The sequence below is a fragment of the Klebsiella sp. JN_Kp121 genome, from assembly GCF_040062145.1.
Classification (GTDB): domain Bacteria; phylum Pseudomonadota; class Gammaproteobacteria; order Enterobacterales; family Enterobacteriaceae; genus Klebsiella; species Klebsiella aerogenes.
Genome location: NZ_JBEAHX010000009.1, coordinates 52,369 through 77,493, shown reverse-complemented (window position 1 = coordinate 77,493; position 25,125 = coordinate 52,369). Strand labels below are relative to the sequence as shown.

Here is a 25,125-nt window from a genome sequence, read left to right as displayed (position 1 = left end):
CTTCTCTCCAAAAAATAAAGGCGCCGTAGCGCCTTTAAAAGTTTAGCTAATTCGCCACTTACTGGTATTCGCTCATCGGTACGCAGGAGCAGAACAGGTTACGGTCGCCATACACGTCATCCAGGCGTTTCACCGTTGGCCAGTACTTGTTGTGCAACCCAGCCGGGAATACCGCCAGCTCGCGGCTGTACGGATGGTTCCACTCGCTCACCAGCTCGCCCTGGGTGTGCGGCGCGTTCACCAGCGGGTTATCTTCCAGCGGCCATTCACCGGCTTTAACGCGATCGATTTCCGCGCGGATCGCCAGCATGGCGTCAATAAAGCGGTCCAGCTCTACCTTGCTTTCCGATTCTGTCGGCTCAACCATCAGCGTCCCGGCAACCGGGAAGGACATGGTCGGCGCATGGAAACCAAAGTCGATCAGGCGCTTAGCAATATCCAGCTCGCTAATGCCGGTCTCTTCTTTCAGCGGACGAATATCGAGAATACATTCGTGCGCCACGCGACCATCGCGGCCGGTATAGAGCACCGGATAAGCATCTTTCAATCGGGTAGCGATGTAGTTGGCGTTGAGAATCGCGTTCTGGCTCGCCTGTTTCAATCCTTCCGCGCCCATCATGCGGATATACATCCAACTGATCGGCAGAATGGAAGCGCTGCCGAACGGCGCGGCGGAAACCGCGCCCTGACGGGTCAGCATGCCTTCAATCTGTACCACGCTGTGGCCCGGTACAAACGGCGCCAGGTGCGCTTTCACGCCGATAGGGCCCATACCCGGACCGCCGCCGCCGTGCGGAATGCAGAAGGTTTTATGCAGGTTGAGGTGCGAAACGTCAGCGCCGATAAAGCCCGGAGAAGTGATCCCGACCTGGGCGTTCATGTTGGCGCCATCGAGATAAACCTGGCCGCCGAACTGATGCACTATCTCACATACTTCACGGATGGTCTCTTCATACACGCCGTGGGTCGACGGGTAGGTGACCATGATGCAGGAAAGATTCGCCCCCGCCTGCTCTGCTTTTTCACGCAGATCGGCAAGATCGATGTTGCCGTTTTTATCGCAGGCAACGACCACTACCTGCATACCCGCCATCTGCGCGGAAGCCGGGTTAGTGCCGTGCGCGGAGCTTGGGATCAGGCAGATATCGCGATGGCCTTCGTTGCGGCTCTCGTGATAGTGGCGAATCGCCAGCAGGCCAGCATACTCGCCCTGCGCGCCGGAGTTCGGCTGCATACAGACGGCGTCATAGCCGGTTAGTTTCACCAGCCAGTCTGAAAGCTGGGCGATCATCTGATGATAACCTTCCGCCTGCTCGACCGGGCAGAACGGGTGCAGCTCGGCAAATTCCGGCCAGGTGATCGGGATCATCTCCGCCGCGGCGTTCAGTTTCATGGTGCAGGAACCCAGCGGGATCATCGCCTGGTTCAGCGCCAGATCTTTACGCTCCAGCGCGTGCATGTAGCGCATCATCTCGGTTTCGCTATGGTAGCGGTTAAACACCGGATGGGTGAGAATCGCATCGTCGCGCAGCATCGCCGCCGGGATCGAACGGCTATCCAGCGCCACGTCTTTATCCAGGGTATCGATATCCAGACCGTGATCGTCGCCAACGATGGCGCGGAACAGGTTCAGCACATCTTCGCGGGTGGTCGCTTCATCGAGCGTAATGCCAACCGCGCCGTGAATATCGCTACGCAGGTTAATCTGCAGCGCTTCGGCACGCGCCAGCACCGCGGCTTTATCCGCCACTTCGACGCAAAGGGTGTCGAAGTAGTGAGCATGGCGCAGCTTCAGCCCTTTCTTCTGCAGGCCGTCGGCCAGAATGTCGGTCAGGCGATGAATGCGGCCAGCGATACGTTTCAGGCCCGCCGGGCCGTGGAAAACCGCGTACAGGCTGGCGATGTTGGCCAGCAGAACCTGCGAGGTACAAATGTTGGAGTTCGCTTTCTCGCGGCGGATATGCTGCTCGCGAGTCTGCATCGCCATGCGCAGCGCGGTATTACCCGCCGCATCTTTCGATACGCCGATAATACGGCCCGGCATGGAGCGTTTGAATTCATCTTTCGCCGCGAAGAAGGCCGCGTGCGGGCCGCCATAGCCCATCGGCACGCCGAAACGTTGAGCGGAACCGAAGACAATATCGGCGCCCTGCTTGCCCGGCGCCGTCAGCAGCACCAACGCCATAAAGTCGGCGGCGACGCTGACAATCACTTTGCGCGCTTTCAGCTCGGCGATCAGTTTACTGTAATCGTGGATTTCACCGGTGGTGCCAACCTGCTGCAGCAGCACGCCAAAAACATCCTGGTGATCGAGCACTTTGTCGGCGTCATCGACAATCACGTCGAAGCCAAAGGTTTCCGCACGGGTGCGAACCACATCCAGGGTTTGTGGATGAACGTCGGCGGCAACGAAGAAGCGGTTGGCGTTCTTCAGTTTGCTCACGCGTTTGGCCATCGCCATCGCTTCGGCGGCGGCGGTGGCTTCATCAAGCAGCGAAGCGGAAGCGATATCCAACCCGGTCAGATCCAGAGTGACCTGCTGGAAGTTGAGCAGCGATTCCAGACGGCCCTGGGATACTTCCGGTTGGTAAGGGGTATAGGCGGTGTACCAGCCCGGGTTTTCCAGCATGTTGCGCTGAATGACCGGCGGCAGTTGCACGGCGGTGTAGCCCATGCCGATGTAAGACTTGAAGCGCTTGTTGCGACCGGCGATCGCCTTCAGCTCCGCCAGCGCGGCGAATTCGGTAGTCGCGTCGCCCACCTGTGGTGGGGTCGCCAGCTGGATATCCTGCGGCACAATCTGGCCGATCAGGGCGTTAAGCGAATCCGCGCCGACGGTCTTCAGCATCTCTTGCTGCTGCTGAGCGTCCGAGCCAATGTGACGTTCAATAAAGGCGTCGCGGTTTTCAAGCTGACTTAAAGTCTGAGTCATGAGCGATGGTTCCTGAAACGTGCGGTGAATCGTGATTGTCTCTACTTACCTGAATTGCCCGGTGGCGCTAGCGCTTACCGGGCCTACAAAGTTCGTAGGTCGGATAAGCGCAGCGCCATCCGGCACACATTTATTCGTCTTCTAACAGAGCTTCATACGCGGCGGCATCCAGCAGCGCGGCAACCTGCGCTTCGTCGCTGGCTTTGATTTTGAAGATCCAGCCGTCGGCATACGGGTCGCTGTTGACCAGTTCCGGAGAGTCGTTCAGCTCTTCGTTGACGGCAACGATTTCACCGCTAATCGGCGCGTAGATATCGGAAGCCGCTTTCACGGATTCGGCAACGGCGCAATCGGCGCCCGCTTCAACGGTGGCGCCCACTTCCGGCAGGTCAACGAAAACCATGTCGCCAAGCAGCTCCTGCGCGTGCTCGGTGATCCCGACGGTATAGGTGCCGTTCGCTTCTTTACGCAGCCACTCGTGTTCTTTGCTGTATTTCAGTTCTGCTGGTACGTTGCTCATCAATTCATCTCCAAAAAAGGGAAATCACACAATGGCTTTGCCATTGCGTACAAAACCAGGTTTAGTCACTTTTACCGGCATTTCACGGTTACGAATTTGCACCACCGCGGTTTCGCCAATCCCGGCCGGTACGCGAGCCAGCGCGATGCTGTAGCCCAGCGTCGGTGAGAAGGTGCCGCTGGTGATAATGCCTTCTTTTTGATTACCGTCGCTATCGGTAAAACGTACCGGCAGGCCCCCGCGCAGGACGCCTTTCTCGGTCATCACCAGGCCAACCAGCTGCTCGGTGCCTTTTTCGCGCTGCATTTCCAGCGCTTCGCGGCCGATGAAGTTACGATCGGCGGGCTCCCAGGCGATAGTCCAACCCATGTTCGCCGCCAGCGGCGAGACGCCTTCGTCCATCTCCTGGCCGTACAGGTTCATCCCGGCTTCCAGGCGCAGGGTATCGCGCGCGCCAAGACCGCAAGGCTTAACGCCGGCGTCCAGCAGACCGCGCCAGAAATCCGCCGCCTGCTCGTTCGGCATAGCGATTTCATAACCCGCTTCGCCGGTATAACCGGTGGTGGCGATAAACAGGTCGCCGGCCTGTACGCCGAAGAACGGCTTCATGCCTTCCACGGCCTGGCGCTGAGCGTCGGTGAACAGCGTCGCCGCCTTCGCTTTCGCCTGCGGACCCTGCACCGCGATCAGCGACAGATCGTCGCGAACGGTGATTTCAAGACCGTAAGGTTCGGCTTGTTCGGAAATCCAGGCGAGGTCTTTTTCACGAGTGGCGGAGTTAACAACGAGGCGGAAATAATCTTCAGAAAGGAAATAAACAATCAGGTCATCGATGACGCCGGCGGAAGCGGTTAGCATGCCGGTGTAGAGCGCTTTGCCTGGGGTGGTAAGCTTCGCCACATCGTTTGCCAGCAAATAGCGCAAGAACTCTCTGATCCGGTTGCCGTGGAAATCGACGATGGTCATATGCGACACATCGAACATCCCTGCATCGCCGCGCACCGCGTGGTGCTCATCTATCTGGGACCCGTAATGCAGCGGCATCATCCAGCCATGGAAATCCACCATGCGAGCGCCGCACAGCGTGTGTTGTTCATACAACGGAGTCTGTTGAGCCATCTTTTCCTCATCGAATAAAACGGAACCAGCCACGATATTGTCGGCGATTTTGCGCCACGAAATCCGGCGACGGCACCGCTTACGGACACCGACGCAAACGTTCTCTTTTGCCTGAACTTACCACCGAACCCGGTGCTAAACCATAAGGTAAATCAGGACATCACATTAGCTTATGACCAAAGCGCGCCGAAAAGCCTACAGAGTTATTGACTGGAAAAAAGCGATTTACGCCACATAAAATTAACATAATGAGCATACCAGTCAGGTGATGATGGTGTTTTATGCGATTTTACGGGCCTAATTTCTTTAACAAAAAAAAGAGCGCATTAATAAAACTAATGCGAAAAAAGAGGTGAAATTAGAATATTTCAAATGAGAGAGAACACCCGGCACGCAGGCCGGGTAAAAGAAGTGTGACGGGGTTAACGTAACCAGGCGGGGAGATCGTTGAGGCCCATGGCCTGGCGAATCAACTGTGGTTTTACGCCAGGCAGCGAATCGGCCAGTTTGAGCCCCATATCGCGGAGGAGTTTCTTCGCCGGATGGCTGCCGGAAAACATTTCGCGGAACCCCTGCATACCCGCCAGCATCAGCGCGGCACTGTGCTTGCGGCTGCGCTCATAGCGGCGCAGGTACAAATGCTGACCGATATCTTTACCCTGCGCATGCAGGCGCTTCAGCTCGTCGATAAGCTCGGCGGCGTCCATAAAGCCAAGATTCACCCCCTGCCCGGCCAGCGGATGAATAGTGTGGGCGGCATCGCCAACCAGCGCCAGACGATGGGCGGCGAACTGACGCGCGTAGCGTCCGGTCAGCGGGAAAACCTGCCGTTCGCTTTCAAGCTGGCAAAGGCCAAGGCGATTATCAAAAGCGATGTTCAGCGCCTGGTTAAACGCGGCTGTATCGGCCTGCTGCATTCGCTGCGCCTCCTCCGGCGACAGCGACCAGACGATCGAGCACAGATGCGGATCGCTAAGCGGCAGGAAGGCCAGAATGCCTTCACCGTGGAACGCCTGACGCGCCACGGCCTGATGCGGCTCGGTGGTTCGTATCGTCGCCACCAGCGCATGATGGCGATAGTCCCAGAAGGTCAGCGGAATATCGGCTTTATTACGCAGCCACGAATTGGCGCCATCGGCGCCGACCACCAGCCGCGCGGTCAGCATGCTACCGTCCTGCAGGCTCAGAAAAGCTTCGTTTTCGCCCCACGCTACCTGCTGCAGTTGCGCAGGCGCCAGCAGGGTAACGTCAGCACAGCGCTGCGCCTTCTGCCACAGCGCGTGATGCACCACGGCATTTTCAATAATATGGCCCAGATGGCTAAAGCCCATGCTCTGGTCATCGAAGCTAATGCGGCCAAAGCTATCTTTGTCCCACACTTCCATGCCGTGATAGCAGCTGGCGCGCTGGGCGATGATTTCGCTCCAGACGCCCAGCTTATCCAGTAACTTTTCGCTGGCGGCATTAATAGCCGAAACGCGCAGCGCCGGCGGCGCATCGGCGTCAAGAGGCTGCGGCGCCGCTTGTTCCAGCACCGCGACGCGCAGGCCGCTGCCCTGTAAACCACAGGCTACCGCCAGTCCCACCATTCCGCCGCCAACAATGGCAACATCAACACTTTGCACGTTCTACTCCTTAACGGGGAACCCAACCGAGGGTACGCTGCGCCAGCGCATCGCGCGCCGGGGTAAATAATTCCATCGCCATCAGACCGACGTTGCGCCCCGCCACCAGCGGCGCCCAACGGTTGGCAAAGAGATGCACCAGCCCATCGGTCACGCCGATGGTGGCGGCTTTATCATCCGCTCGCCGCGCCTGGTAGCGGCATAGCAGAGAATAATTGCCCGCATCCTCGCCGAGCCCGTGGGCGTCGGCAAGCAGTTCAGCCAGGCTCATCACGTCGCGCAGGCCGAGATTAAAGCCCTGCCCGGCGATCGGGTGTAATGTCTGCGCCGCGTTGCCGACCAGCGCCAGACGGTGCGACACCGAACGGATGGCGGTGGTTAACGCCAGCGGATAAACACTACGCTTACCGGCATGGGTAATGCGCCCCAGCCGCCAGCCAAACGCCTGCTGTAATTGTTGGCAAAAACGTTCGTCAGACCAGCTAAGCACCTCGTCGCGCCGCGACTGCGGATGGCACCACACCAGCGAACAGCGCCCTTGCGACATCGGCAGCATCGCCAGCGGACCGTGCTCGGTAAAGCGCTCGAAGGCGCGGCCTTCGTGTGGCAACGCGGTGCTAACGTTGGCGATAATCGCCAGTTGCTCATAGGGCTGCTGCTGCCAGCTAATGCCGCAGCGGGCGCCCAGCGACGAACGCGAACCATCTGCCGCCACCAGCAGCTTACCGTTGATCGTTTCGCCGCTATCGAGGGTGAGGCTGACGCTGTCCTGGCTGCGGTTGACCGCTTCCACTTTCGCCGGACAGTGCAGGGTGACGCCCGGCGCCTCGCGCAACAGGCTAAACAGCCGCTGGCCGACATCGTGGAGTTCAACCACCTGCCCCAGCGCCGACAGGCCGTAATCGGCCGCCGCCAGGTTTACAAAACCGGCATGGCCGCGGTCGCTGACGTGTACCCGCTGGATAGGCGTCGCTCGTTTAGCAAGGTTCTGCCAGATACCGATGCGCGCCAGCTGCTGGCAGGTGCCCGCAGCGAGGGCGATCGCCCGATCGTCAAAACCTGGGTGGCGTGACGACGCCGGATCCTGCGCTTCAATCAGATGAACCGGCAGCGCGCCGCCGGTCAAACGGGAGATGGCCAGCGCGAGCGTCGCGCCGGTCATTCCGCCGCCGACAATCAGCACGCTCATGACTGGCGCGCCGCCGCCATCAGCGCCTCGATCTCATCCGCCTTCTTCACCACGCTGGCGGTGAGATTTTCGTTGCCATCTTCGGTAATCACGATGTCATCTTCAATCCGAATGCCGATGCCGCGATATTGCGCCGGTACGTCGGCGTCGGTGGCGATATACAGCCCCGGCTCGACGGTCAACACCATTCCCGGTTCCAGCACGCGCGAACGGTTGGTGTCGTAATTACCGACATCGTGCACATCCAGACCCAACCAGTGGCTCAGGCCATGCATGAAGTAAGGACGGTGGGCGTTGTTGGCGATAAGCTCGTCAATCTCGCCTTTCAGGATCCCCAGCCGCACCAGGCCGGTAATCATAATGCGCACCACTTCCTGATTAACCTCATAAATGGAGGTACCCGGACGATACAGCTCCAGCGCGGTTTCCAGCGATTCCAGCACGATGTCGTAGATTTCACGCTGCGGTTTAGTGAATTTACCGTTAACCGGGAAGGTGCGGGTGATATCGCCCGCATAGCCGCGGTATTCACAGCCGGCGTCAATCAGCACTAAATCGCCATCACGCAGTTCGGATTCGTTTTCGGTGTAGTGCAGGATGCAGGCGTTTTCGCCGCCGCCAACGATGGTGTTATAAGACGGGAAACGCGCGCCGTGGCGGTTGAATTCGTGGAGAATTTCGCCTTCCAGCTGATATTCGAACATGCCCGGGCGGCATTTTTCCATCGCCCGGGTATGGGCAAGGGCGGAAATTTCACCGGCGCGGCGCATCACTTCCAGCTCTTCCGCGGATTTGAACAGGCGCATTTCATGCACCACAGGCCGCCAGTCGATGACGGAGTTCGGCGCCTGCAGGTTCTGACGTGAACCTTTACGCAGTTTTTCGAGGGCGTTAAACACAATTTCATCGGCATAGGCATATTCGCCCTGGGCAAAATAGATAGCGTCCAGGCCGTTGAGCAGTTGATACAGCTGCTGGTTGATTTCGCTAAACGCCAGCGCGCGATCGACGCCGAGTTTACCCGGCGCGGCATCCTGGCCCAGACGGCGGCCAAACCAGATTTCCGCCGTCAGATCGCGAACGCGGTTAAACAGCACGCTATGATTGTGCGTTTCATCGCTTTTGATCAGCACCAGCAGCGCTTCCGGTTCGTTGAAGCCGGTGAAGTACCAAAAATCGCTGTTCTGCCGGTAGGGATATTCCGAATCTGCGCTGCGTACCGCTTCCGGCGCGGCAAAAATCAGCGCCGCGCTGCCCGGCTGCATCTGCGCCAATAATGCCTGGCGACGAGAAAGAAACTCCTGCTGTGTCATGACGCCCCCTGAATGTCGTTTTTATTTAGTGTAACGTTGGCTTGCGTACTTCCGGTGCGGTTGGCTGCTGGCGCGCGAAGGTATCGTGGCACAGTAACGCGGCGACGCGTACGTACTCAATAATCTCTTCGAGAGACATTTCCAGCTCTTCCTGGTCTTCATCTTCGTCGTAGCCGAGTTGCGCAATGTTACGCAGATCATCGATGGCTTCGCCGGTCTCATCCTTCACTTTATCCAGCTTCGGCTGGGTCACGCCAAGGCCGAGCAGGAAATGGTTTACCCAACCCGCCAGCGCGTCGGCGCGGTCGAAAACGCTGACGTTGTCGCCTTCCGGCATATACAGCTGGAACAGGAAACCATCATCTTCCAGCGAATCGCTGGTGGCGGAATGCATGCTACGCAGCGCCTGGGCCAGTTCATGACCAAAGGCAAGGCCTTCGTTGGTCAGGTCATGCACCAGCGGCTGCCAGCTGCTGTCGGTGTTGCCGCCGCAAAGGATGCCGCTTATCAAACCGTGCATTTCGGCCGGGGTTAATCCCACCCCTTGTTGGTTCAGTAACTGGTCTACATCGTTGTAACCAGGCATTTCGTTCTGTATAGACATGCGCATTCGTCATCGTTGGGAGGAATATTCATGATATGCTACCACTTTGGACCTTGGTGAACCAGAAAAGGGCTTGTATCCCCGCACCAGGGTAGCTATAGTGTCGCCCCTTCGCAGAGCCGGGCTCGGACGTGAAGGCAGCGCAGTCAATCAGCAGGAAGGTGGCATGTCTGCACAACCCGTAGATCTCCAAATTTTTGGCCGTTCACTGCGAGTGAATTGCCCGCCTGAACAAAGGGATGCCCTGAATCAGGCAGCTGAAGACCTTAATCAGCGGTTGCAAGATTTAAAAGAACGCACTAGAGTCACAAATACTGAGCAGCTGGTCTTCATCGCCGCGTTGAACATCAGCTATGAGTTGACTCAGGAAAAAGCGAAGACCCGCGACTACGCCTCCAGTATGGAACAGCGCATTCGCATGCTTCAGCAGACCATCGAACAGGCATTGCTTGAGCAAGGTCGCATAAGCGAAAGACCGGGGTCGAAGTTTGAATAACACTTTGTCGTTAACTGTGTTAGAGTAATCGCAAGAACAAAATTTCTCTGAGATGTTTGCAAGCGGGCCAGTCCCCTGAGCCGATATTTCATACCACAAGAATGTGGCGCTCCACGGTTGGTGAGCATGCTCGGTTCGCCCGAGAAGCCTTAAAACTGTGACGACGCATTCACCTTGAACCAAGGGTTCAAGGGTTACAGCCTGCGGCGGCATCTCGGAGATTCCCTTCTTAAGTTCGCATTATCCCCTCAACGTTGTTTTCGGCCTGTGCCGCCCTGTATTACACTTTCCCGTATCGTTTCGCCTGCTCGTAATGAGACCAGCATGACTATACAGCCCGATATCCCGCTCTCCAGACAGCAAATTCGCCAGCAGATCCGCGAGCGTAGACGCGCGCTTAGCGCCGAACAGCAGCAGCGCTTCGCCCTGCAGGCCGCTGAACGAATGATGGCGTATCCGCCCGTCGTTCTCGCTCATACCGTGGCGCTGTTCCTCTCCTTCGACGGCGAGTTGGATACCCAACCGCTGATCGAGCAATTGTGGCGGGCGGGCAAGCGGGTTTATCTGCCGGTACTGCATCCGTTTAGCCCCGGCAATCTGCTGTTTTTACATTACCATCCGCAAAGCCAGCTGATTTTTAATCGCCTGAAGATTTACGAACCCAGGCTCGACGTGCGCGATGTCCTGCCGCTGGCCGAACTCGATGTGCTGATTACCCCGCTGGTCGCCTTCGATGCCAGCGGTCAACGCCTGGGGATGGGCGGCGGTTTCTATGATCGTACTTTACAGAACTGGCGGCAGTATCGCCTGCAGCCGGTAGGCTACGCTCACGACTGCCAGCAGGTGGATACGCTGCCGAGCGAACAGTGGGATATACCGCTGCCAGCGGTGATTACGCCAGGTAAAACCTGGCGCTGGTAGAAAGTGATGCGGGTTCGAGAATTGCGCCCGGAAGGCGTTAAAAAAATACGGGCAGGTATGCGACCTGCCCGTGAGGCAACAACAAATTAGTACAGCAGACGGGCGCGGATGGTGCCCGGGATCGCTTTCATCGCCAGCAGCGCCTGCTGCGCGACGTCGCCATCGGCTTCGATATCAATTACCACATAGCCCATCTGCGGAGTCGTTTGCAGATACTGGGCGGCGATGTTGATGTTCTGCGCGGCGAAAATCTGGTTAAGCGCCGTCAGGATGCCCGGGCGGTTTTCATGAATATGCAGCAGACGGCGACCGCCGTGCAGCGGCAGAGAAACCTCCGGGAAGTTCACCGCCGACAGCGTAGAACCGTTATCGGAATACTTCGCCAGCTTGCCAGCCACTTCCAGACCAATGTTCTCTTGCGCTTCCTGAGTTGAACCGCCGATATGCGGCGTCAGGATCACGTTATCGAATTCGCATAGCGGAGAGTTAAACGGATCGCTGTTGGTCGCCGGCTCCGTCGGGAAGACGTCAATGGCCGCGCCGGCCAGGTGTTTACGCGACAGCGCATCGCACAGCGCCGGGATATCGACCACCGTGCCGCGAGAGGCGTTGATCAGCAGCGCGCCCGGTTTCATCAGCGCCAGCTCTTCCGGCCCCATCATGTTTTTGGTGGAGGCGTTTTCCGGCACGTGCAGGCTAACGACATCGCTCATGTTCAGTAGGTCGGAGAGATGCTGAACCTGCGTGGCGTTGCCCAGCGGCAGTTTGTTTTCGATATCATAAAAATAGACGTGCATCCCCAGTGATTCCGCCAGAATGCCGAGCTGGGTGCCGATATGGCCGTAACCGATAATCCCCAGTTTTTTGCCGCGCGCTTCAAAGCTGCCTACCGCCTGCTTATTCCACACGCCGCGATGCGCCTTGGCGTTAGCTTCCGGCACGCCGCGCAGCATCAGCAGCAGCTCGCCGATGACCAGCTCAGCCACCGAACGGGTGTTCGAGAACGGGGCGTTAAATACCGGGATACCGCGCTTTGCCGCCGCATCCAGATCGACCTGATTGGTGCCGATACAGAAGCAGCCCACCGCCACCAGTTTTTCCGCCGCGGCGAAGATCTCTTCAGTCAGATGAGTACGGGAACGCAGGCCGATAAAATGGGCATCACGGATCGACGCTTTCAGCTCTTCAGTATCCAGCGCGCCTTTGTGAAATTCGATGTTGGTGTAACCTGCCGCACGAAGGTTATCGATTGCTTTCTGATGCACGCCTTCAACGAGCAGAAATTTAATCTTGTCTTTTTCCAGTGATACCTTAGCCATTTCCCCGTCCTGTTTTTATTGGTACTGATGTCGTGCTGAACAAAAACTCTTCCAGCAACATATCAAAAAAAACTATCGCGGCAATATGAACGTTTGCCTCGCCGACCTGAAGAAATATCACGTTGAAGCAAAAGACAGGACAAAACACCAGAAAGAGAATAGATGGCAGATTGTTACTCAGAAAGGTTACGTAAATGTGACACAAGTCACCAAATTAAGGCCATAGAAAAAAATTTAGGGGGAAGCGCGAAACTTCCCCCCGATCGTCTTATTTGTTGACGATGGTCTTCACGCCGTCGGCGGTACCGATCAGCGCCACGTCGGCGCCGCGGTTGGCGAACAACCCGACGGTCACCACGCCCGGGATACCGTTAATGGCGTTTTCCAGCGCGATAGCGTCAAGAATTTCCAGGCCATGTACATCGAGGATCACGTTGCCGTTATCCGTCACCACGCCCTGACGATATTCCGGGCGGCCGCCCAGCTTCACCAGCTGACGCGCGACGGCGCTGCGCGCCATCGGGATCACTTCCACCGGCAGCGGGAAGTTGCCGAGGATATCAACCTGCTTAGAGGCGTCGGCGATACAGATAAACTTATCGGCAACCGAGGCGATGATCTTTTCGCGGGTCAGCGCCGCGCCGCCGCCTTTGATCATCTGCATGTGGCCGTTAATTTCATCCGCGCCGTCAACGTAGATGCCGAGGCGGTCAACGGAGTTAAGGTCGAATACCGGGATACCGAGGCTTTTCAGCTTCTCGGTGGAGGCGTCGGAGCTGGAGACCGCGCCTTCGATCTGCCCTTTCATGGTCCCCAGCGCATCAATAAAATGCGCCGCCGTGGAGCCGGTGCCGACACCGACAATGGTGCCCGGTTGTACATATTGCAGCGCTGCCCAGCCGACTGCTTTTTTCAGTTCATCCTGCGTCATGATTATCGTCCGAGATGTGAATACTTACCGCGCATTATAGAACATCGGCGGATGAAATGTCCCTGCGATGGCGATCACACATCTGAGCAGACCATTTTCGTCTTTATCAAAAACAAATTTATGTCATAGTGCGGGTTAACGAAAAGTTATGGGGGTACGCCAGAATAATGAAACGACCGGACTACAGAACATTACAAGCGCTGGATGCGGTGATTAGGGAACGTGGGTTTGAGCGCGCCGCGCAGAAGCTATGCATTACACAGTCCGCCGTCTCACAGCGTATCAAACAGCTGGAAAACATGTTTGGCCAACCGCTGCTGGTGCGTACCGTACCGCCGCGCCCGACCGAGCAGGGGCAAAAACTGTTGGCTCTGCTGCGCCAGGTTGAGCTGCTGGAAGAAGAGTGGCTTGGCGATGAGCAGACCGGCTCCACGCCGCTGCTGCTGTCGTTGGCGGTCAACGCCGACAGTCTGGCGACCTGGCTGCTGCCGGCGCTGGCCAACGTGTTATCCGACTCCCCTATCCGCCTCAATCTGCAGGTTGAAGATGAAACCCGCACCCAGGAGCGCTTGCGCCGTGGGGAAGTGGTCGGCGCGGTGAGTATTCAGCCGCAGGCGCTGCCAAGCTGCCTGGTCGATCAACTCGGCGCGCTCGATTACCTGTTCGTCGCCTCGAAGGAGTTTGCGCAACGCTATTTCCCTAACGGGGTAACGCGTTCTGCGCTGCTGAAAGCGCCGGTGGTCGCCTTCGATCATCTCGACGATATGCACCAGGCGTTCCTGCAGCAAAACTTCGACCTGCCGCCGGGCAGCGTGCCCTGCCATATCGTCAACTCGTCGGAGGCCTTCGTGCAGCTGGCGCGTCAGGGCACCACCTGCTGTATGATCCCGCATCTGCAGATCGAGAAGGAGCTGAAGAGCGGCGAGCTTATCGACCTGACGCCGGGGCTGTTCCAGCGCCGGATGCTCTACTGGCACCGCTTTGCGCCGGAAAGCCGCATGATGCGCCGGGTGACCGATGCGCTTATTGATTACGGCCACAAGGTGCTGCGCCAGGATTAAACGGCGGGCATAAAAAAAGCCACTTCAGTGAAGTGGCTTTTTTGTCGCTACGGCTTACTGAGCCGGTTTCGGCGCTTCAGCTGGTTTCGCCGGCGCGGCAGGCGCGGCGGCCTGTGCTGGCTGCAGTTCAAAGACCACGTCAACCTGATCATCAAACTGAATGGTCGCCTGCTCGTAGGTTTCCTGCGCGGAGACCGGCGCGGCGTCAGCCGCCTTCATCATGCGAACCATCGGGCTCGGCTGATAGTTGGAAACATGGTAACGCACGCTATAGACCGGACCCAGCTTGCTGTGGAAGCCAGCAGCCAGTTCCTGCGCCTGATGTACCGCATCATCGATAGCCGCTTTACGCGCTTTATCTTTATAGGCATCAGGTTGCGCAACGCCCAGCGATACGGAACGAATTTCGTTCAGCCCCGCTTTCAGCGCGCCGTCCAGCAGGCCATTCAGCTTATCGAGCTGACGCAGGGTAACTTCGACGGTACGCACCGCGCGATAGCCCTTGAGGATGCTTTTGCCGTTCTGATAGTCGTAATCAGGTTGGGTACGCAGGTTCGCCGAGCTGATATCCTTTTTGGCAATGCCGCTCTTTTCGAGGAAAGAGAGATATTGCGCAACGCGATCGTCAGCCTGTTTTTTTGCCGATGCCGCATCTTTTGCCGCGACGTTAACTTCAATCGCCAGAGTGGCGATATCCGGAACCGCTGCAACGCTTGCTGTGCCTGAAGTCACAATGTGCGGGCCATCCGGCAATTCACTTGCCTGCGCCGCCATAGTGCTGAATCCGAGTGCTGCCGCCAGGGCTAAGACTTTTAACTTCACTGTCGTTTCTCCATCTTGCTTAGGTCGCCCATTTTAAGGACGCATGCCAGCTAGCTTAGCGCTTACGCGCGGAAAGTCCATCGGACTAAGCCTGGTTGATGAGCATCTGTATATGTTGCAGGCCATCTTTTGCCAACTGCAGGGCGATAAACCACATCACCAGCCCGACAAGCACGTTGATGATTCGCTGCGCCCGCGCGGTACGTAAACGCGGCGCCAGCCACGCGGCCAGCAGCGCCAGGCCGAAGAACCATAAGAATGACGCGCTAATCGTCCCCAGCGCGAACCAGCGTTTGGGCTCGACCGCCAGCTGTCCGCCGAGGCTTCCGAGCACCACAAAGGTATCGAGATAAACATGAGGATTAAGCCAGGTCACCGCCAGCATGGTGACGATGATTTTCCAGCGCCCCTGTTTCATCACCTCGGCGCTGGCCAGCTCGAGATTATTGCTCATCGCCGTCTTCAGCGCGCCGAAGCCGTACCATAACAAGAAGGCGACACCGCCCCAGGTAACCAACGCCAGCAGCCACGGCGACTGCATCAGCAGCGCGCTACCGCCGAAAATACCGGCGCAGATCAACGCCAGATCGCTAAGCGCGCACAACAGCGCAATCATTAAATGATACTGGCGGCGGATCCCCTGATTCATCACGAAAGCGTTTTGCGGCCCGAGCGGCAGGATCATCGCCGCTCCCAGCGCAAGCCCTTGAAAGTAATAAGATAGCATCGTTTAATTTTCCGGTTTCAACGTTAATGCCGGAGAATATAGCGCGCCGCCAACATTAGCGGAAATTGATAATTTTAATCATTAATAAGCAAAGCTAATACCCACAGACAAAAAAAGACCGGCGGTGCCGGTCTTGTGTCATTACAGGTAGAAATTACTGCGCTTTTTCCTGCTGATTCACCATGTGTACGTCCATCTGCGGATACGGGAAGCTGATGCCGTTGGCGTCGAAATCACGCTTAATGCGCTCCAGCACGTCCCAGTAGACGTTTTGCAGGTCGCTGCTTTTGCTCCATACGCGAACCACGAAGTTTACCGAAGAGGCGCCCAGTTCGTTAAGGCGAACGGTCATTTCGCGATCGCGCAGAATGCGGTCATCGGATTCGATAATCGCGGTCAGCAGTTGTTTCACCTTATCGATATCGGCATCGTAGGAGACGCCGATAATAAACTCATTACGGCGCGCCGGCTCACGGGAGAAGTTAATGATATTGCCAGCGATGATTTTGCCGTTCGGCACCACCACGATTTTGCCATCGACGGTACGCAGAGTAGTGGAGAAAATCTGCACGTTCTGCACCGTGCCCGCGATGCCGCCGAGATCGACATATTCACCGGCGCGGAACGGGCGGAACATCACCAGCAGCACGCCTGCGGCAAGGTTCGACAACGACCCCTGCAGCGCCAGACCCACGGCCAAACCGGCGGCGCCCAGCACGGCAATCACTGAGGCGGTCTGCACGCCAACGCGGCCCAGGGCGGCAATCAGCGTAAAGGCGATAATCGCATAGCGTACCAGCGCGGAGAGAAAATCGGCGACAGTCGCGTCGATCTTACGCGCCAGCATCAGGCGGTTGACGGTGTTAGAAACGATGCGCGCCACGATCATCCCGATGATCAGGATAACGATAGCGGCAACGATGTTGACGGCATAGCTCAGCAGCAACTCCTGGTTGCGCGCCAGCCAGGTCCCGGCATGGTTGATGCTATCGACAACGTTCAAATCTTCCATTTAGTAATCCTTGGGTCATATCAAAAAAAAGCAAATGAGATCATTCTCACGAAAATGACCTTTTAAAGGTAAACAAAAACCACCGAAGATGCCATTTCTCAATCTGATCCAGTTGAAACTAACGCAGCATTACGCTTGCGCAGGACAATCCACCATCCGCAAAAAACCGCTGACTAATGCCTCTTTGCGCTCGAACGCCCTGGCGATTTCACTGACAACTTTACCGCTGCCGGCATTCTTCCAGGCAACGGAGAGCGGCGAAGGCTGGCGGGGGTTGGCGACCGCACGGGCCACCAGCGCGCCGGACTCCAGGTAAGCGCGGCACATTCTTTCTGGCAAAAAGCCGACCCCCAGACCGCTAAGATGGCAGGCCAACTTGGTGCTGAGATCCGGAACCTTGATCTCTTTTTGCCCATTGAGCAGCCAGGCGACACGACGCGTCAGAGTCCGCGACGTATCCTCAATGTTAATTGCCGGATAGCGGCGTAGCGCGTCGTCGGAGAGTACCGCCGCGGGGTGACTGGCAAGGGGATGATTCTGCGCCACCACAAACTGCCAGCGAATATCGCCGAGCGGCAATAAAGAGATATTGTTGGACAGGGATTCCGAGCCGGTGACGCCAATCGCCAGCTGGAAATCGTCGTATAGCAAAGAGTCCCAGACCCCCATATAGACCTGGCGGGAAAGCTGAAAGCGGGTAAAGGGAAACTGCTGATGTAGCCAGGTCAGAAGATCCGCGGCGCTTTGCGGCTGATACAGAAGATTATTGATAACGATATTAACCTGTCTTTCGACGCCGGCATTAATCTGCTGGAGTTCATCGGGCATCACGTCCAGCCAGTTCAACCACTGCCGACAGTGCTCAAGCAGATGTTGCCCGGCCAGCGTCAGGCTTACCGAGCGGGTCGTGCGTAAGAAGAGCTGCGTTGCCACCTGCTCCTCCAGCGTTTTGATACGATAGCTAATCGCCGCCGGCGTTTTGTGCAGCAGGCTGGCCGCGCGGGAGAAACTCCCGGTCTCGGCGACCTGTATAAACGTGCGGATGGTTTCCTGATCGAGCATGCGTTCTCCTTGAATCCACTCTCTGTAACCAGTGCTGCGCGAATGCCATCCCCAGCAGCGTATCAGCCCCAGAAGTATGACCTACCGCCAGCAAACGCTGAATTGCCCGCCTGGGATCGCCTGTCGACCGCAGCCCGCGCATTACCTTAACCACCGGCAGCGAAAACTCGCCGCGCCTGGCGCTATTCAGATAGCTACAGCTTACCGAAGTTGTCAGCGAGGTAAGTTGATCCGCCGGGGGGATAAACGCGTGCAGGCGGTCAGAAAAACCGGCGCCGTACAGCATCGCCAACATCCCGGCGAGCATATCATCGCCGCTGGGGGTTAATCCCGGCCCGTTGCCAATCAGCCATCCCCAGTCCGGGAGATCGCCGTGCCGCCAGCGCTCAAGCTCGCCCATAATAGATGAATAAAGCGGCATATCCGCTAACGGTTGATTGAGCGCAACGCGAAGTCCGCTCTGACATGAATAAGACGAAAGATCGAGAGGAAACGAGTGGCCGACGGGAAAGCGAAGTTTGAGCGTCCGACGCGGGCGGATGGCGACTCCCGCCCCCCATAACAAGCGCCCTTGCTTAACCAGCCGCGGAAGATTAGCCAACTGCGCAAACTGTGTGCTGCTAAGCAGAATCCCCGTCGGACCCATACCTTTGCCGTAGCGAAACAACGTCAGTAAAGTCCCATCGGCGTGGACGAAATTAACCGCCTGTGAAAACCGGCTATGACGCTGCCACACGCCATCGGCTAACTGTTCAAGGCCGGTACAGGCCAGCGCATTGAGGGTTTTCATCGACGTCTCTCCGGGGCGGCAGCGCCGCCCCTTTCTCGACTCAGGCAGTGATGTGGTGCAGTTCCGCTAACGCTTCCAGCGCCTTTTCAAAGCACAGCAGCGGCGCGCGAACGGTTCCCGCCCCCACCTGACCTATCCCTGCTTCGCGGTGGGCAATACCGGTATTGATAAGCGGCGTGATGCCGGTTTCTACGACCCGACGAACATCCAGCCCCAGACAGGCGCCTTTGAAATCCCATGATGGGATCTGGAACAGCGGGTTGTTGGCAAGATAGATTTCAGACATTTCTTCAGATGTTTCCAGCGCCGCGCCCATTCCGCCAGCGCCGACGAACCGCGTCACGCCCGGGGCGGCAATCATCGCCGCGCCGCCGATCCCCAGCGTTTCGGTAATCGCGCTATCGCCGATATCCGGGTTAGCATCCGCCTGGCTGTAGCCGGTGAAGAACAGCCCCTGCGGCGTATTCACCGGTGCGGTAAACCAGCGATCGCCGGTACCGCTAACGCGAATGCCGAACTCGCGGCCATTGCGGGTCATGGCGGTCACCACCGAGCCGGCTTTGATTTCCGCCGCCGCATCCATCACCGCTTTGCTGTAAGCCATCGCCAGGTTGAGGAAGAACTGATCGGTGACGCTGAGGAACTGCAGCACGGCGACAATTTCCGCATTCGGCCGATCCAGGCCGGCAATGACCGGCGATAGCGTGCGCAGCAGCAGCGACGAGGCGGCGATATTACGCTGGTGAAACTCATCGCCCATGGTAATCGCCTGCGCCATCATCGCCGTCAGGTCAACGCCGTTTTCCATCCGCGACAGCGCCTCCTGCAGCACCGGCGCGAGCGTGTCGCGCATCCAGCGCAGACGCGTTTGCACATCCTCGCCGTAAGCGCCGAAGCGCATCACTTTGCCGATCCCTTCGTTCAGGTTGCAGCAGGATTGGTTGCCATGAACCATATCGCGCACCACCAGCACCGGCATGTTCGCCGAGGTGATCCCGCCCATCGGCCCCACCGCGCCCACGTGATGACAAGGGATGAATTCCACCTCTCCCTGCTCCAGCATCCGCACGGCTTCTTCTTCGCTCGTCGCCCAGCCTTCAAACAACGAAGCGCCGATACAGGCTCCGCGCATCGGCCCGGTCATCTCTTGCCAGGCGATTGGCGGCCCGGCGTGCAGTAATTTACGTCCAGAAGATAATTCAGCCACCGCCTCTTTCGCAGGGCGGACGGCAACCCAATGCGGGCGCGCGGCTTTAATTCGTTCGATAATGGCTTCGTTAGCCTGTGCAATTGATGAGTACATATCCATACCTCTGAACTTAATGTAACTGCTTGAGTAAACTGGCAAGACGAGCGTTACCGCCGGCAACGGGCGCCCACTGATAATGCACTACCGGCGTACCGCTGCTTTGTAGATCCAGCGCGAAGCTGCGCAACCCGGCATTAATGACCTGCACGCCGTCGAGCAGCGGGTTATGCGCTGTCGATTCGCTCTGCGGCTGATGCTGCGTCAGGCTAACCGCCAGTAGCGTCGCCTCTTCGAGGGTTTCGACCACCGCGACCCCGGCATTGCCCAGGATGGCTATCTGCTCGCTACGGCCCTGCGGGTCGGCATCGGTACCGGTCATGGTGGCGATAACTACCAACGGCGCGACACGTTTACGGCGAACCTGCTCGATGGCCTCAACCACTGCCCCGGCGGGATCGGCGCAGGCGCCATAGCCCAGCACCACATCCAGCAACAGCACGCCAACTTCCGGCATCGCCGCCAGCTTCTCAATTTCAATGCTGCGGGTGGTGGGGTCGATCATCGGGTGCGGTCTGCCGAGGGTGTAGCTATCGTCGCCAAGGTCGACAATGCGATGCCCGCCGGCTTCCAGCATCACACCGTCGGCGTGGCTGTCGCTGACCGGCACTCCCAGATGGGCGGAAAGCAGCATCGCGGCCTCGGCGGCAAGGGTACCGCCAGCGTACAAGCCATAAATCCCCTTGCCTGCAACCTGCGGCTGGCTCTGCCGCTGTTGCGCGACCCGCATCAGCAGTACCGCCAGTTGCGCGGCGTCCGCCAGCGAGTTCGCCAGCCAGACGTTGCCCTCGCGGCGCTGCTCGGCACGGCTGCCGAGGAACAGCGCCACCACCGGTTTATTCTGTTTTTGCATGGCGGCAATGATGCGGGCACGCACCTGGGGCGAAGGCGGTTTAGAGACAAAAGCGATAACCTGCGTCGCGCTATCGGCCGCCAGCATCTCCAGCGCGGTCAGGGCGCTGATACCGCCGACTTCGGCGCTGAGATCGCGCCCGCCAAGGCCGATGGCGTGGCTAATTCCCTGTTGATGCAGCGCCACCTGCGAGGTGATTTCCTGGATGCCGGTCCCCGATGCGCCGATGACGCCAATTCCGCCCTGCGGCAAAACGTTAGCGAAAGCCAGTGGACTACCAGCGATCATCGCCGTCCCGCAGTCCGGCCCCATTACAATGAGCCCCTTCTCGCGAGCCAGCGTTTTCAGTTCAACTTCTTGCTCCAGCGGGACGTTATCGGAAAACAGCATCACGCTCTTATTGGCTAACAATCCCTCTTTCGCCACCCCGGCGGCGTACTCGCCTGCCACCGAAACCAGCAACAGATTCGCGTCCGGTAATTTCTGGCAGGCGCTCTCCCAGCGCCGCGCCTTGACCAGCTGCGTTGAACTGCCCGATGCATTAGCGATAGCGCTCAGCTCTTTCTCTAATTGTTCACGGATTAAATCGAGAATTTCCGGCTGCGCTTCCTGCGTGCGGACTGCGACACAAATATCGTTGGGCGTCGCCTCGGCGAAATCCGGGTGCCAGAATCCGGTCGACTCCAGCATCGATTTATTCGCCGGGGTACCCATCATGACCGAAACCTGATCCACTTCCGGGCGTTCACTTAATTTTCGGGAGATAATCATCAGGCTTACGGAATCCTGAAAGCTTCCCTTTTTAATAAAAGCGTAAATCATTACCGCTACCTCTTTATGTGCGTTTTTCTTTTAAAAACAGCATGGCGACCAGACCAATGACCAGCAGCGCCGCGGAAACATAAAAACTCGAAGCCAGACTGCCGGTAATATCACGCGCCGCCCCTGCAATAATTGGCGCCAGAATCGATGAGCTCATCCCAATAAAATTAAATAAACCAAACGCGGTACTGTAATTGGTCTCATCGACGCTATCGGCGACCAGCGCCACCAGCACCGGATCCAGCGCCAGTTTGCCAACCAGGCCGTACACGCACAGCGCCACGATGACGCCGGTCATACTCGGCATCCAAATAATGGAAAGCATGCTGGCAATCGCCACCGGCACGAGGAATAAAATTAACGGTTTGCGGCGGCCTAATTTATCCGACAGCCCCGAGAACAACAGCGCGCCGGGAATAGAGATCCACGCGACCAGCGACGAAATAAACCCAGTTTCGCTACCGGCAATACCGCGCTCGTTTTGCAGATAATAAGGAAGCCAGGTCAGAATAACGAAGAAACCAAACAGGCTGCAGAACACCATGATATAGGTCAGAATTAAATTACGATTCTTCAACAGATCGCTAAATTTGCCTTTTTGTACCGGCTTGCCCTCGGCGTCGGCGGTGCGTTTTTTCTCTTTCACAAAGAGCCAGATAGCAACCCCTACCAGCACCGAAGGTATCGCCATGGCATAAAACGGCATCCGCCAGGAGTAACCCTGGTCATAAACCAGCCAACTGGAGGTCATCAGACCCAACGCGATGCCAAAGGCCATTCCGCTATTGATAATCGCGCTACCCAGCGAGCGGAACTTTTTCGGGATCTGCTCGGAAGACAAGCCGTACTGCGGGCCATAATATGTCCCCTCGCCTGCGCCGGTGACCACGCGGGCAAACAGCAGCATATACCAGCTTTTTACCCAACCGGTGACCGCGGTAAAAACGCCAAATAGAATAAACCCAGGCACCAGCACTTTTTTCTTACCGATTTTGTCCCCGAGGATCCCCGCCGGCACCTGCAGCAATGCATAAGAAAAATAAAATACGGAGTTGAGCACTCCTAATTGCGTACCGCTTAAACCAAATTCTTTTTCCAGCTCACCCATCACCGGATTTAATACCGTGCGATCGGCATACATAAATACCCAACCTAACCAGAAAAGAAATACCGTGACCCACCAGGCGGGTATTCCTTTTCTTTTGGTCACCTCGGTTACCTCATACGTTCCTGACATAAGCTATCTCCCGACAATATTCACCTCAGGCCATCCCAGAGGATGGGTGAAGGATGGATGTTTTAACTCCGCTAACCATATCGGGGTAACCATGTATTTCATTTGAACAAAGTCACACAAAATCCATTGTTTTAAATTCCTAAAGACTGCTGACGAAATTATTAAAAAAAATCTAATAATCATCTTTAAAAACATTTAAATAAAACCAGCGAATATAATATTTATTAGCGAGATATTTTTTACTCTCGATAAAGTGGCGACCTCATCACATTACCTGGCCGCTAAAACGATATTTTTAGCGCACTTCTATAATTCAATGAGGTCATCATGAAAAAGAAAATCGTTATTGCGCTGGGTGGTAATGCACTGCTGCAGCGCGGAGAAGTGCTCAGCGCGGAAAATCAGCAGCGCAGCATTCAACTTTTTGCCCGGATGGCGGCGGAATTAGCCCGCGATTACCAACTGGTGATCGTACACGGCAATGGCCCGCAGGTCGGATTGCTGGCGCTGCAAAACGCCGCCTATCAGGAATCTCCCGCCTGGCCGCTGGATATTCTGGTCGCGGAAAGTCAGGGGATGATAGGCTTCGCTATCGCTCAGGAACTGATGCAGTACGCCGGTGCGCCGGTCAGCACCCTGATGACGCGCGTAGAGGTGGCGGCAAATGATGACGCTTTCGCGGCGCCGGGGAAATATATTGGCCCGGTTTATCCGCCGCAGCAGCAGGCGGAGCTGGAAAAACGCTATGGTTGGCAGATGAAAGCGGATGGCGACTATATCCGTCGGGTGGTCCCTTCCCCCAAGCCGCTAAATATTGTTGATAGCGCGGCCATTCAGACGCTGATGGATGCCGGTCATCTGGTGATTTGCTGCGGCGGAGGCGGGATCCCGGTGGTTGCCGATACGCACGGTTACCGGGGAGTCGAAGCGGTTATCGATAAAGATCTGACGGCGGCGGCGCTTGCCAGCGCCATTCATGCCGACCACCTGCTGATTCTGACGGATGCCGATGCGGTCTATGTTGACTGGGGGACGCCGCAGGCTCGCCCGTTGCATCACGCCACCATTGCGACGCTCGCGCCATTTGCCGCGCCGGACGGCGCAATGGGGCCGAAGGCGGAAGCGGTCATTCAGTTTGTCAAACAGACCGGAAATAACGCCTTTATCGGCGCGTTAAAGGATGCGCCACAGATATTAGCCGGGGAGAAAGGGACCTGTGTAAGCCGCTAAAAAAAATGGCTTCCCGCAGGAAGCCTTTTTTATGCCGGTAATAAAAGGAAACGCCGTTTCCCTTCATTACCTCGCAGCAAGCTAAATTACAGAACGTCGATCGCGTTCAGCTCTTTGAATGCCTGCTCCAGACGGGTCACCATAGAGGTCTGAGCGGCACGCAGCCATACGCGCGGATCGTAGTATTTCTTGTTCGGCTGGTCTTCGCCTTTCGGGTTGCCCAGCTGGCCCTGCAGGTAAGCTTCGTTCGCTTTGTAGTACTGCAGGATACCGTCCCAGGTCGCCCATTGGGTGTCGGTATCGATGTTCATTTTCACAACGCCGTAGCTGACGGAGTCTTTGATTTCCTGAGCGGAAGAACCGGAACCGCCGTGGAAGACGAAGTTCAGGCTGTTGTGCGGCAGGTTGTGTTTCTTAGAAACATATTCCTGAGAGTCGCGCAGGATAGTCGGAGTCAGAACCACGTTACCCGGCTTGTAAACGCCGTGTACGTTACCGAAGGAAGCGGCGATGGTGAAGCGCGGGCTGATTTTGCTCAGCTCGGTGTACGCGTAATCAACGTCTTCCGGCTGGGTGTACAGTGCGGAAGCGTCCATGTGGCTGTTGTCCACGCCGTCTTCTTCACCGCCGGTGCAGCCCAGTTCGATTTCCAGAGTCATGCCCATTTTAGCCATGCGAGCCAGGTACTTAGAGCAGATCTCGATGTTTTCGTGCAGGGATTCTTCGGACAGGTCGATCATGTGGGAAGAGAACAGCGGTTTACCAGTGGCAGCGAAGTGTTTTTCACCCGCGTCCAGCAGACCGTCGATCCACGGCAGCAGTTTCTTCGCGCAGTGGTCAGTGTGCAGGATAACCGGCACACCGTAGTGTTCAGCCATCTGGTGAACGTGATGCGCGCCAGAGATAGCGCCGAGGATAGCAGCGCCCTGCGGAACGTCAGTTTTCACGCCTTTGCCCGCGATGAACGCAGCGCCGCCGTTAGAGAACTGTACGATAACCGGAGAACGAACTTTCGCAGCAGCTTCCAGAACGGCGTTGATGGAATCAGTACCCACGCAGTTTACCGCTGGCAGAGCAAAGTTGTTTTCTTTAGCTACCTGGAACACTTTCTGAACGTCGTCGCCAGTGATGACGCCCGGTTTTACGAAATCAAAAATTTTAGACATGTTACTTAGTCCTGTATCTGTATCTTCGACCGTTGAAGAAGGTTCGCGAGCTGTACAAAATTGTACGT

22 protein-coding genes and 1 other RNA gene are annotated in these 25,125 nt (G+C 57.1%); 5 read left to right on the top strand and 18 right to left on the bottom strand.

Features of this window, described 5'->3' with window-relative positions; translation table 11 throughout:
• Nucleotides 1-58 precede the first annotated feature (58 nt).
• The 7 genes from gcvP to ABLU86_RS14710 all read right to left on the bottom strand — a co-directional run bounded on the left by gcvP (nt 59) and on the right by ABLU86_RS14710 (nt 9,302).
• Nucleotides 59-2,932 carry an aminomethyl-transferring glycine dehydrogenase gene (gene gcvP / locus ABLU86_RS14740; RefSeq protein ID WP_015369781.1) on the bottom strand — a complete coding sequence of 958 codons (2,874 nt, stop codon included), beginning with the start codon at nt 2,930-2,932 and terminating at the stop codon, nt 59-61.
• 130 nt (nt 2,933-3,062) lie between these two features.
• A complete protein-coding gene (gcvH, locus tag ABLU86_RS14735; protein ID WP_213198300.1) occupies nt 3,063-3,452 on the bottom strand; it encodes a glycine cleavage system protein GcvH in 390 nt (129 codons plus the stop codon).
• A 24-nt stretch (nt 3,453-3,476) separates the two neighbouring features.
• On the bottom strand, nt 3,477-4,571 hold the full coding sequence (gcvT, locus tag ABLU86_RS14730; protein ID WP_348796208.1) for a glycine cleavage system aminomethyltransferase GcvT: 1,095 nt from the start codon (nt 4,569-4,571) through the stop codon (nt 3,477-3,479).
• A 422-nt stretch (nt 4,572-4,993) separates the two neighbouring features.
• On the bottom strand, nt 4,994-6,196 hold the full coding sequence (ubiI, locus tag ABLU86_RS14725) for an FAD-dependent 2-octaprenylphenol hydroxylase (protein ID WP_116289396.1): 1,203 nt from the start codon (nt 6,194-6,196) through the stop codon (nt 4,994-4,996).
• A gap of 10 nt (nt 6,197-6,206) precedes the next feature.
• Entirely contained in the window at nt 6,207-7,385 is a 1,179-nt protein-coding gene (ubiH, locus tag ABLU86_RS14720) for a 2-octaprenyl-6-methoxyphenyl hydroxylase (protein WP_116289397.1), read from the bottom strand.
• Nucleotides 7,382-8,698, bottom strand: coding sequence for a Xaa-Pro aminopeptidase (gene pepP, locus ABLU86_RS14715; RefSeq protein WP_348796209.1), 1,317 nt, complete (start codon nt 8,696-8,698; stop codon nt 7,382-7,384). The genes ubiH and pepP overlap by 4 nt, the downstream gene beginning before the upstream one ends.
• Before the next feature lie 25 nt (nt 8,699-8,723).
• Entirely contained in the window at nt 8,724-9,302 is a 579-nt protein-coding gene (locus tag ABLU86_RS14710) for a YecA family protein (protein WP_015703432.1), read from the bottom strand.
• Between the two features lie 166 nt (nt 9,303-9,468).
• Between ABLU86_RS14710 and zapA the strand changes: the two genes are divergently transcribed.
• From zapA to ABLU86_RS14695, 3 genes are all read left to right on the top strand, one after another.
• A complete protein-coding gene (gene zapA / locus ABLU86_RS14705) occupies nt 9,469-9,798 on the top strand; it encodes a cell division protein ZapA (RefSeq protein ID WP_004205298.1) in 330 nt (109 codons plus the stop codon).
• 41 nt (nt 9,799-9,839) lie between these two features.
• Nucleotides 9,840-10,023, top strand: a non-coding RNA gene (gene ssrS, locus ABLU86_RS14700) — 6S RNA.
• 99 nt (nt 10,024-10,122) lie between these two features.
• Nucleotides 10,123-10,719, top strand: coding sequence for a 5-formyltetrahydrofolate cyclo-ligase (locus tag ABLU86_RS14695; RefSeq protein WP_020077968.1), 597 nt, complete (start codon nt 10,123-10,125; stop codon nt 10,717-10,719).
• A gap of 86 nt (nt 10,720-10,805) precedes the next feature.
• Here ABLU86_RS14695 and serA read toward each other — a convergent pair whose 3' ends face one another.
• Together serA and rpiA are read right to left on the bottom strand one after the other, a co-directional pair.
• Nucleotides 10,806-12,038 carry a phosphoglycerate dehydrogenase gene (gene serA / locus ABLU86_RS14690; protein WP_015369774.1) on the bottom strand — a complete coding sequence of 411 codons (1,233 nt, stop codon included), beginning with the start codon at nt 12,036-12,038 and terminating at the stop codon, nt 10,806-10,808.
• A 268-nt stretch (nt 12,039-12,306) separates the two neighbouring features.
• On the bottom strand, nt 12,307-12,969 hold the full coding sequence (rpiA, locus tag ABLU86_RS14685) for a ribose-5-phosphate isomerase RpiA (protein WP_015369772.1): 663 nt from the start codon (nt 12,967-12,969) through the stop codon (nt 12,307-12,309).
• Between the two features lie 167 nt (nt 12,970-13,136).
• Here rpiA and argP point away from each other — a divergent pair, with 167 nt between their 5' ends.
• On the top strand, nt 13,137-14,030 hold the full coding sequence (argP, locus tag ABLU86_RS14680) for a DNA-binding transcriptional regulator ArgP (RefSeq protein ID WP_008806448.1): 894 nt from the start codon (nt 13,137-13,139) through the stop codon (nt 14,028-14,030).
• Nucleotides 14,031-14,084: 54 nt separating this feature from the next.
• On the opposite strand, the gene ABLU86_RS14675 is transcribed toward argP, so the two are convergent.
• From ABLU86_RS14675 to ABLU86_RS14640, 8 genes are all read right to left on the bottom strand, one after another.
• On the bottom strand, nt 14,085-14,852 hold the full coding sequence (locus ABLU86_RS14675) for an oxidative stress defense protein (protein WP_015369771.1): 768 nt from the start codon (nt 14,850-14,852) through the stop codon (nt 14,085-14,087).
• 85 nt (nt 14,853-14,937) lie between these two features.
• Entirely contained in the window at nt 14,938-15,579 is a 642-nt protein-coding gene (gene argO / locus ABLU86_RS14670) for an arginine exporter ArgO (RefSeq protein ID WP_015703435.1), read from the bottom strand.
• A 154-nt stretch (nt 15,580-15,733) separates the two neighbouring features.
• A complete protein-coding gene (locus ABLU86_RS14665; RefSeq protein ID WP_015369769.1) occupies nt 15,734-16,591 on the bottom strand; it encodes a small-conductance mechanosensitive channel MscS in 858 nt (285 codons plus the stop codon).
• A gap of 129 nt (nt 16,592-16,720) precedes the next feature.
• On the bottom strand, nt 16,721-17,653 hold the full coding sequence (gene allS / locus ABLU86_RS14660) for an HTH-type transcriptional activator AllS (RefSeq protein ID WP_063410826.1): 933 nt from the start codon (nt 17,651-17,653) through the stop codon (nt 16,721-16,723).
• A complete protein-coding gene (locus ABLU86_RS14655; protein ID WP_063410827.1) occupies nt 17,553-18,443 on the bottom strand; it encodes a DUF2877 domain-containing protein in 891 nt (296 codons plus the stop codon). Before ABLU86_RS14655 ends, allS begins: the two co-directional genes overlap by 101 nt.
• Nucleotides 18,444-18,483: 40 nt before the next feature.
• The gene (locus tag ABLU86_RS14650) at nt 18,484-19,746 is read right to left on the bottom strand and encodes a DUF1116 domain-containing protein (RefSeq protein ID WP_032712504.1); all 1,263 of its coding nucleotides are present in this window, start codon (nt 19,744-19,746) and stop codon (nt 18,484-18,486) included.
• Between the two features lie 16 nt (nt 19,747-19,762).
• A complete protein-coding gene (locus ABLU86_RS14645; RefSeq protein WP_015369765.1) occupies nt 19,763-21,424 on the bottom strand; it encodes an acyl-CoA synthetase FdrA in 1,662 nt (553 codons plus the stop codon).
• A gap of 13 nt (nt 21,425-21,437) precedes the next feature.
• Nucleotides 21,438-22,661 carry an MFS transporter gene (locus ABLU86_RS14640; protein WP_032706367.1) on the bottom strand — a complete coding sequence of 408 codons (1,224 nt, stop codon included), beginning with the start codon at nt 22,659-22,661 and terminating at the stop codon, nt 21,438-21,440.
• Between the two features lie 327 nt (nt 22,662-22,988).
• On the opposite strand from ABLU86_RS14640, the gene ABLU86_RS14635 reads away from it, so the two are divergent.
• Entirely contained in the window at nt 22,989-23,891 is a 903-nt protein-coding gene (locus tag ABLU86_RS14635) for a carbamate kinase (RefSeq protein WP_063410829.1), read from the top strand.
• Nucleotides 23,892-23,977: 86 nt separating this feature from the next.
• Here ABLU86_RS14635 and fbaA read toward each other — a convergent pair whose 3' ends face one another.
• Entirely contained in the window at nt 23,978-25,057 is a 1,080-nt protein-coding gene (gene fbaA / locus ABLU86_RS14630; protein ID WP_004144748.1) for a class II fructose-bisphosphate aldolase, read from the bottom strand.
• Between the last annotated feature and the right edge of the window lie 68 nt (nt 25,058-25,125).

Bases quoted from the DNA above. Each gene is read 5' to 3' on its own strand.
- ABLU86_RS14645 (WP_015369765.1), bottom strand. From the start codon at position 21,424: ATGATTTACGCTTTTATTAAAAAGGGAAGCTTTCAGGATTCCGTAAGC.
- gcvP (WP_015369781.1), bottom strand. From the start codon at position 2,932: ATGACTCAGACTTTAAGTCAGCTTGAAAACCGCGACGCCTTTATTGAA.
- ABLU86_RS14695 (WP_020077968.1), top strand. From the start codon at position 10,123: ATGACTATACAGCCCGATATCCCGCTCTCCAGACAGCAAATTCGCCAG.
- ABLU86_RS14665 (WP_015369769.1), bottom strand. From the start codon at position 16,591: ATGGAAGATTTGAACGTTGTCGATAGCATCAACCATGCCGGGACCTGG.
- ABLU86_RS14655 (WP_063410827.1), bottom strand. From the start codon at position 18,443: ATGAAAACCCTCAATGCGCTGGCCTGTACCGGCCTTGAACAGTTAGCC.
- ABLU86_RS14650 (WP_032712504.1), bottom strand. From the start codon at position 19,746: ATGTACTCATCAATTGCACAGGCTAACGAAGCCATTATCGAACGAATT.
- ubiH (WP_116289397.1), bottom strand. From the start codon at position 7,385: ATGAGCGTGCTGATTGTCGGCGGCGGAATGACCGGCGCGACGCTCGCG.
- serA (WP_015369774.1), bottom strand. From the start codon at position 12,038: ATGGCTAAGGTATCACTGGAAAAAGACAAGATTAAATTTCTGCTCGTT.
- gcvT (WP_348796208.1), bottom strand. From the start codon at position 4,571: ATGGCTCAACAGACTCCGTTGTATGAACAACACACGCTGTGCGGCGCT.
- zapA (WP_004205298.1), top strand. From the start codon at position 9,469: ATGTCTGCACAACCCGTAGATCTCCAAATTTTTGGCCGTTCACTGCGA.
- ABLU86_RS14640 (WP_032706367.1), bottom strand. From the start codon at position 22,661: ATGTCAGGAACGTATGAGGTAACCGAGGTGACCAAAAGAAAAGGAATA.
- gcvH (WP_213198300.1), bottom strand. From the start codon at position 3,452: ATGAGCAACGTACCAGCAGAACTGAAATACAGCAAAGAACACGAGTGG.
- pepP (WP_348796209.1), bottom strand. From the start codon at position 8,698: ATGACACAGCAGGAGTTTCTTTCTCGTCGCCAGGCATTATTGGCGCAG.
- fbaA (WP_004144748.1), bottom strand. From the start codon at position 25,057: ATGTCTAAAATTTTTGATTTCGTAAAACCGGGCGTCATCACTGGCGAC.
- ABLU86_RS14710 (WP_015703432.1), bottom strand. From the start codon at position 9,302: ATGTCTATACAGAACGAAATGCCTGGTTACAACGATGTAGACCAGTTA.
- rpiA (WP_015369772.1), bottom strand. From the start codon at position 12,969: ATGACGCAGGATGAACTGAAAAAAGCAGTCGGCTGGGCAGCGCTGCAA.
- ABLU86_RS14635 (WP_063410829.1), top strand. From the start codon at position 22,989: ATGAAAAAGAAAATCGTTATTGCGCTGGGTGGTAATGCACTGCTGCAG.
- argP (WP_008806448.1), top strand. From the start codon at position 13,137: ATGAAACGACCGGACTACAGAACATTACAAGCGCTGGATGCGGTGATT.
- allS (WP_063410826.1), bottom strand. From the start codon at position 17,653: ATGCTCGATCAGGAAACCATCCGCACGTTTATACAGGTCGCCGAGACC.
- argO (WP_015703435.1), bottom strand. From the start codon at position 15,579: ATGCTATCTTATTACTTTCAAGGGCTTGCGCTGGGAGCGGCGATGATC.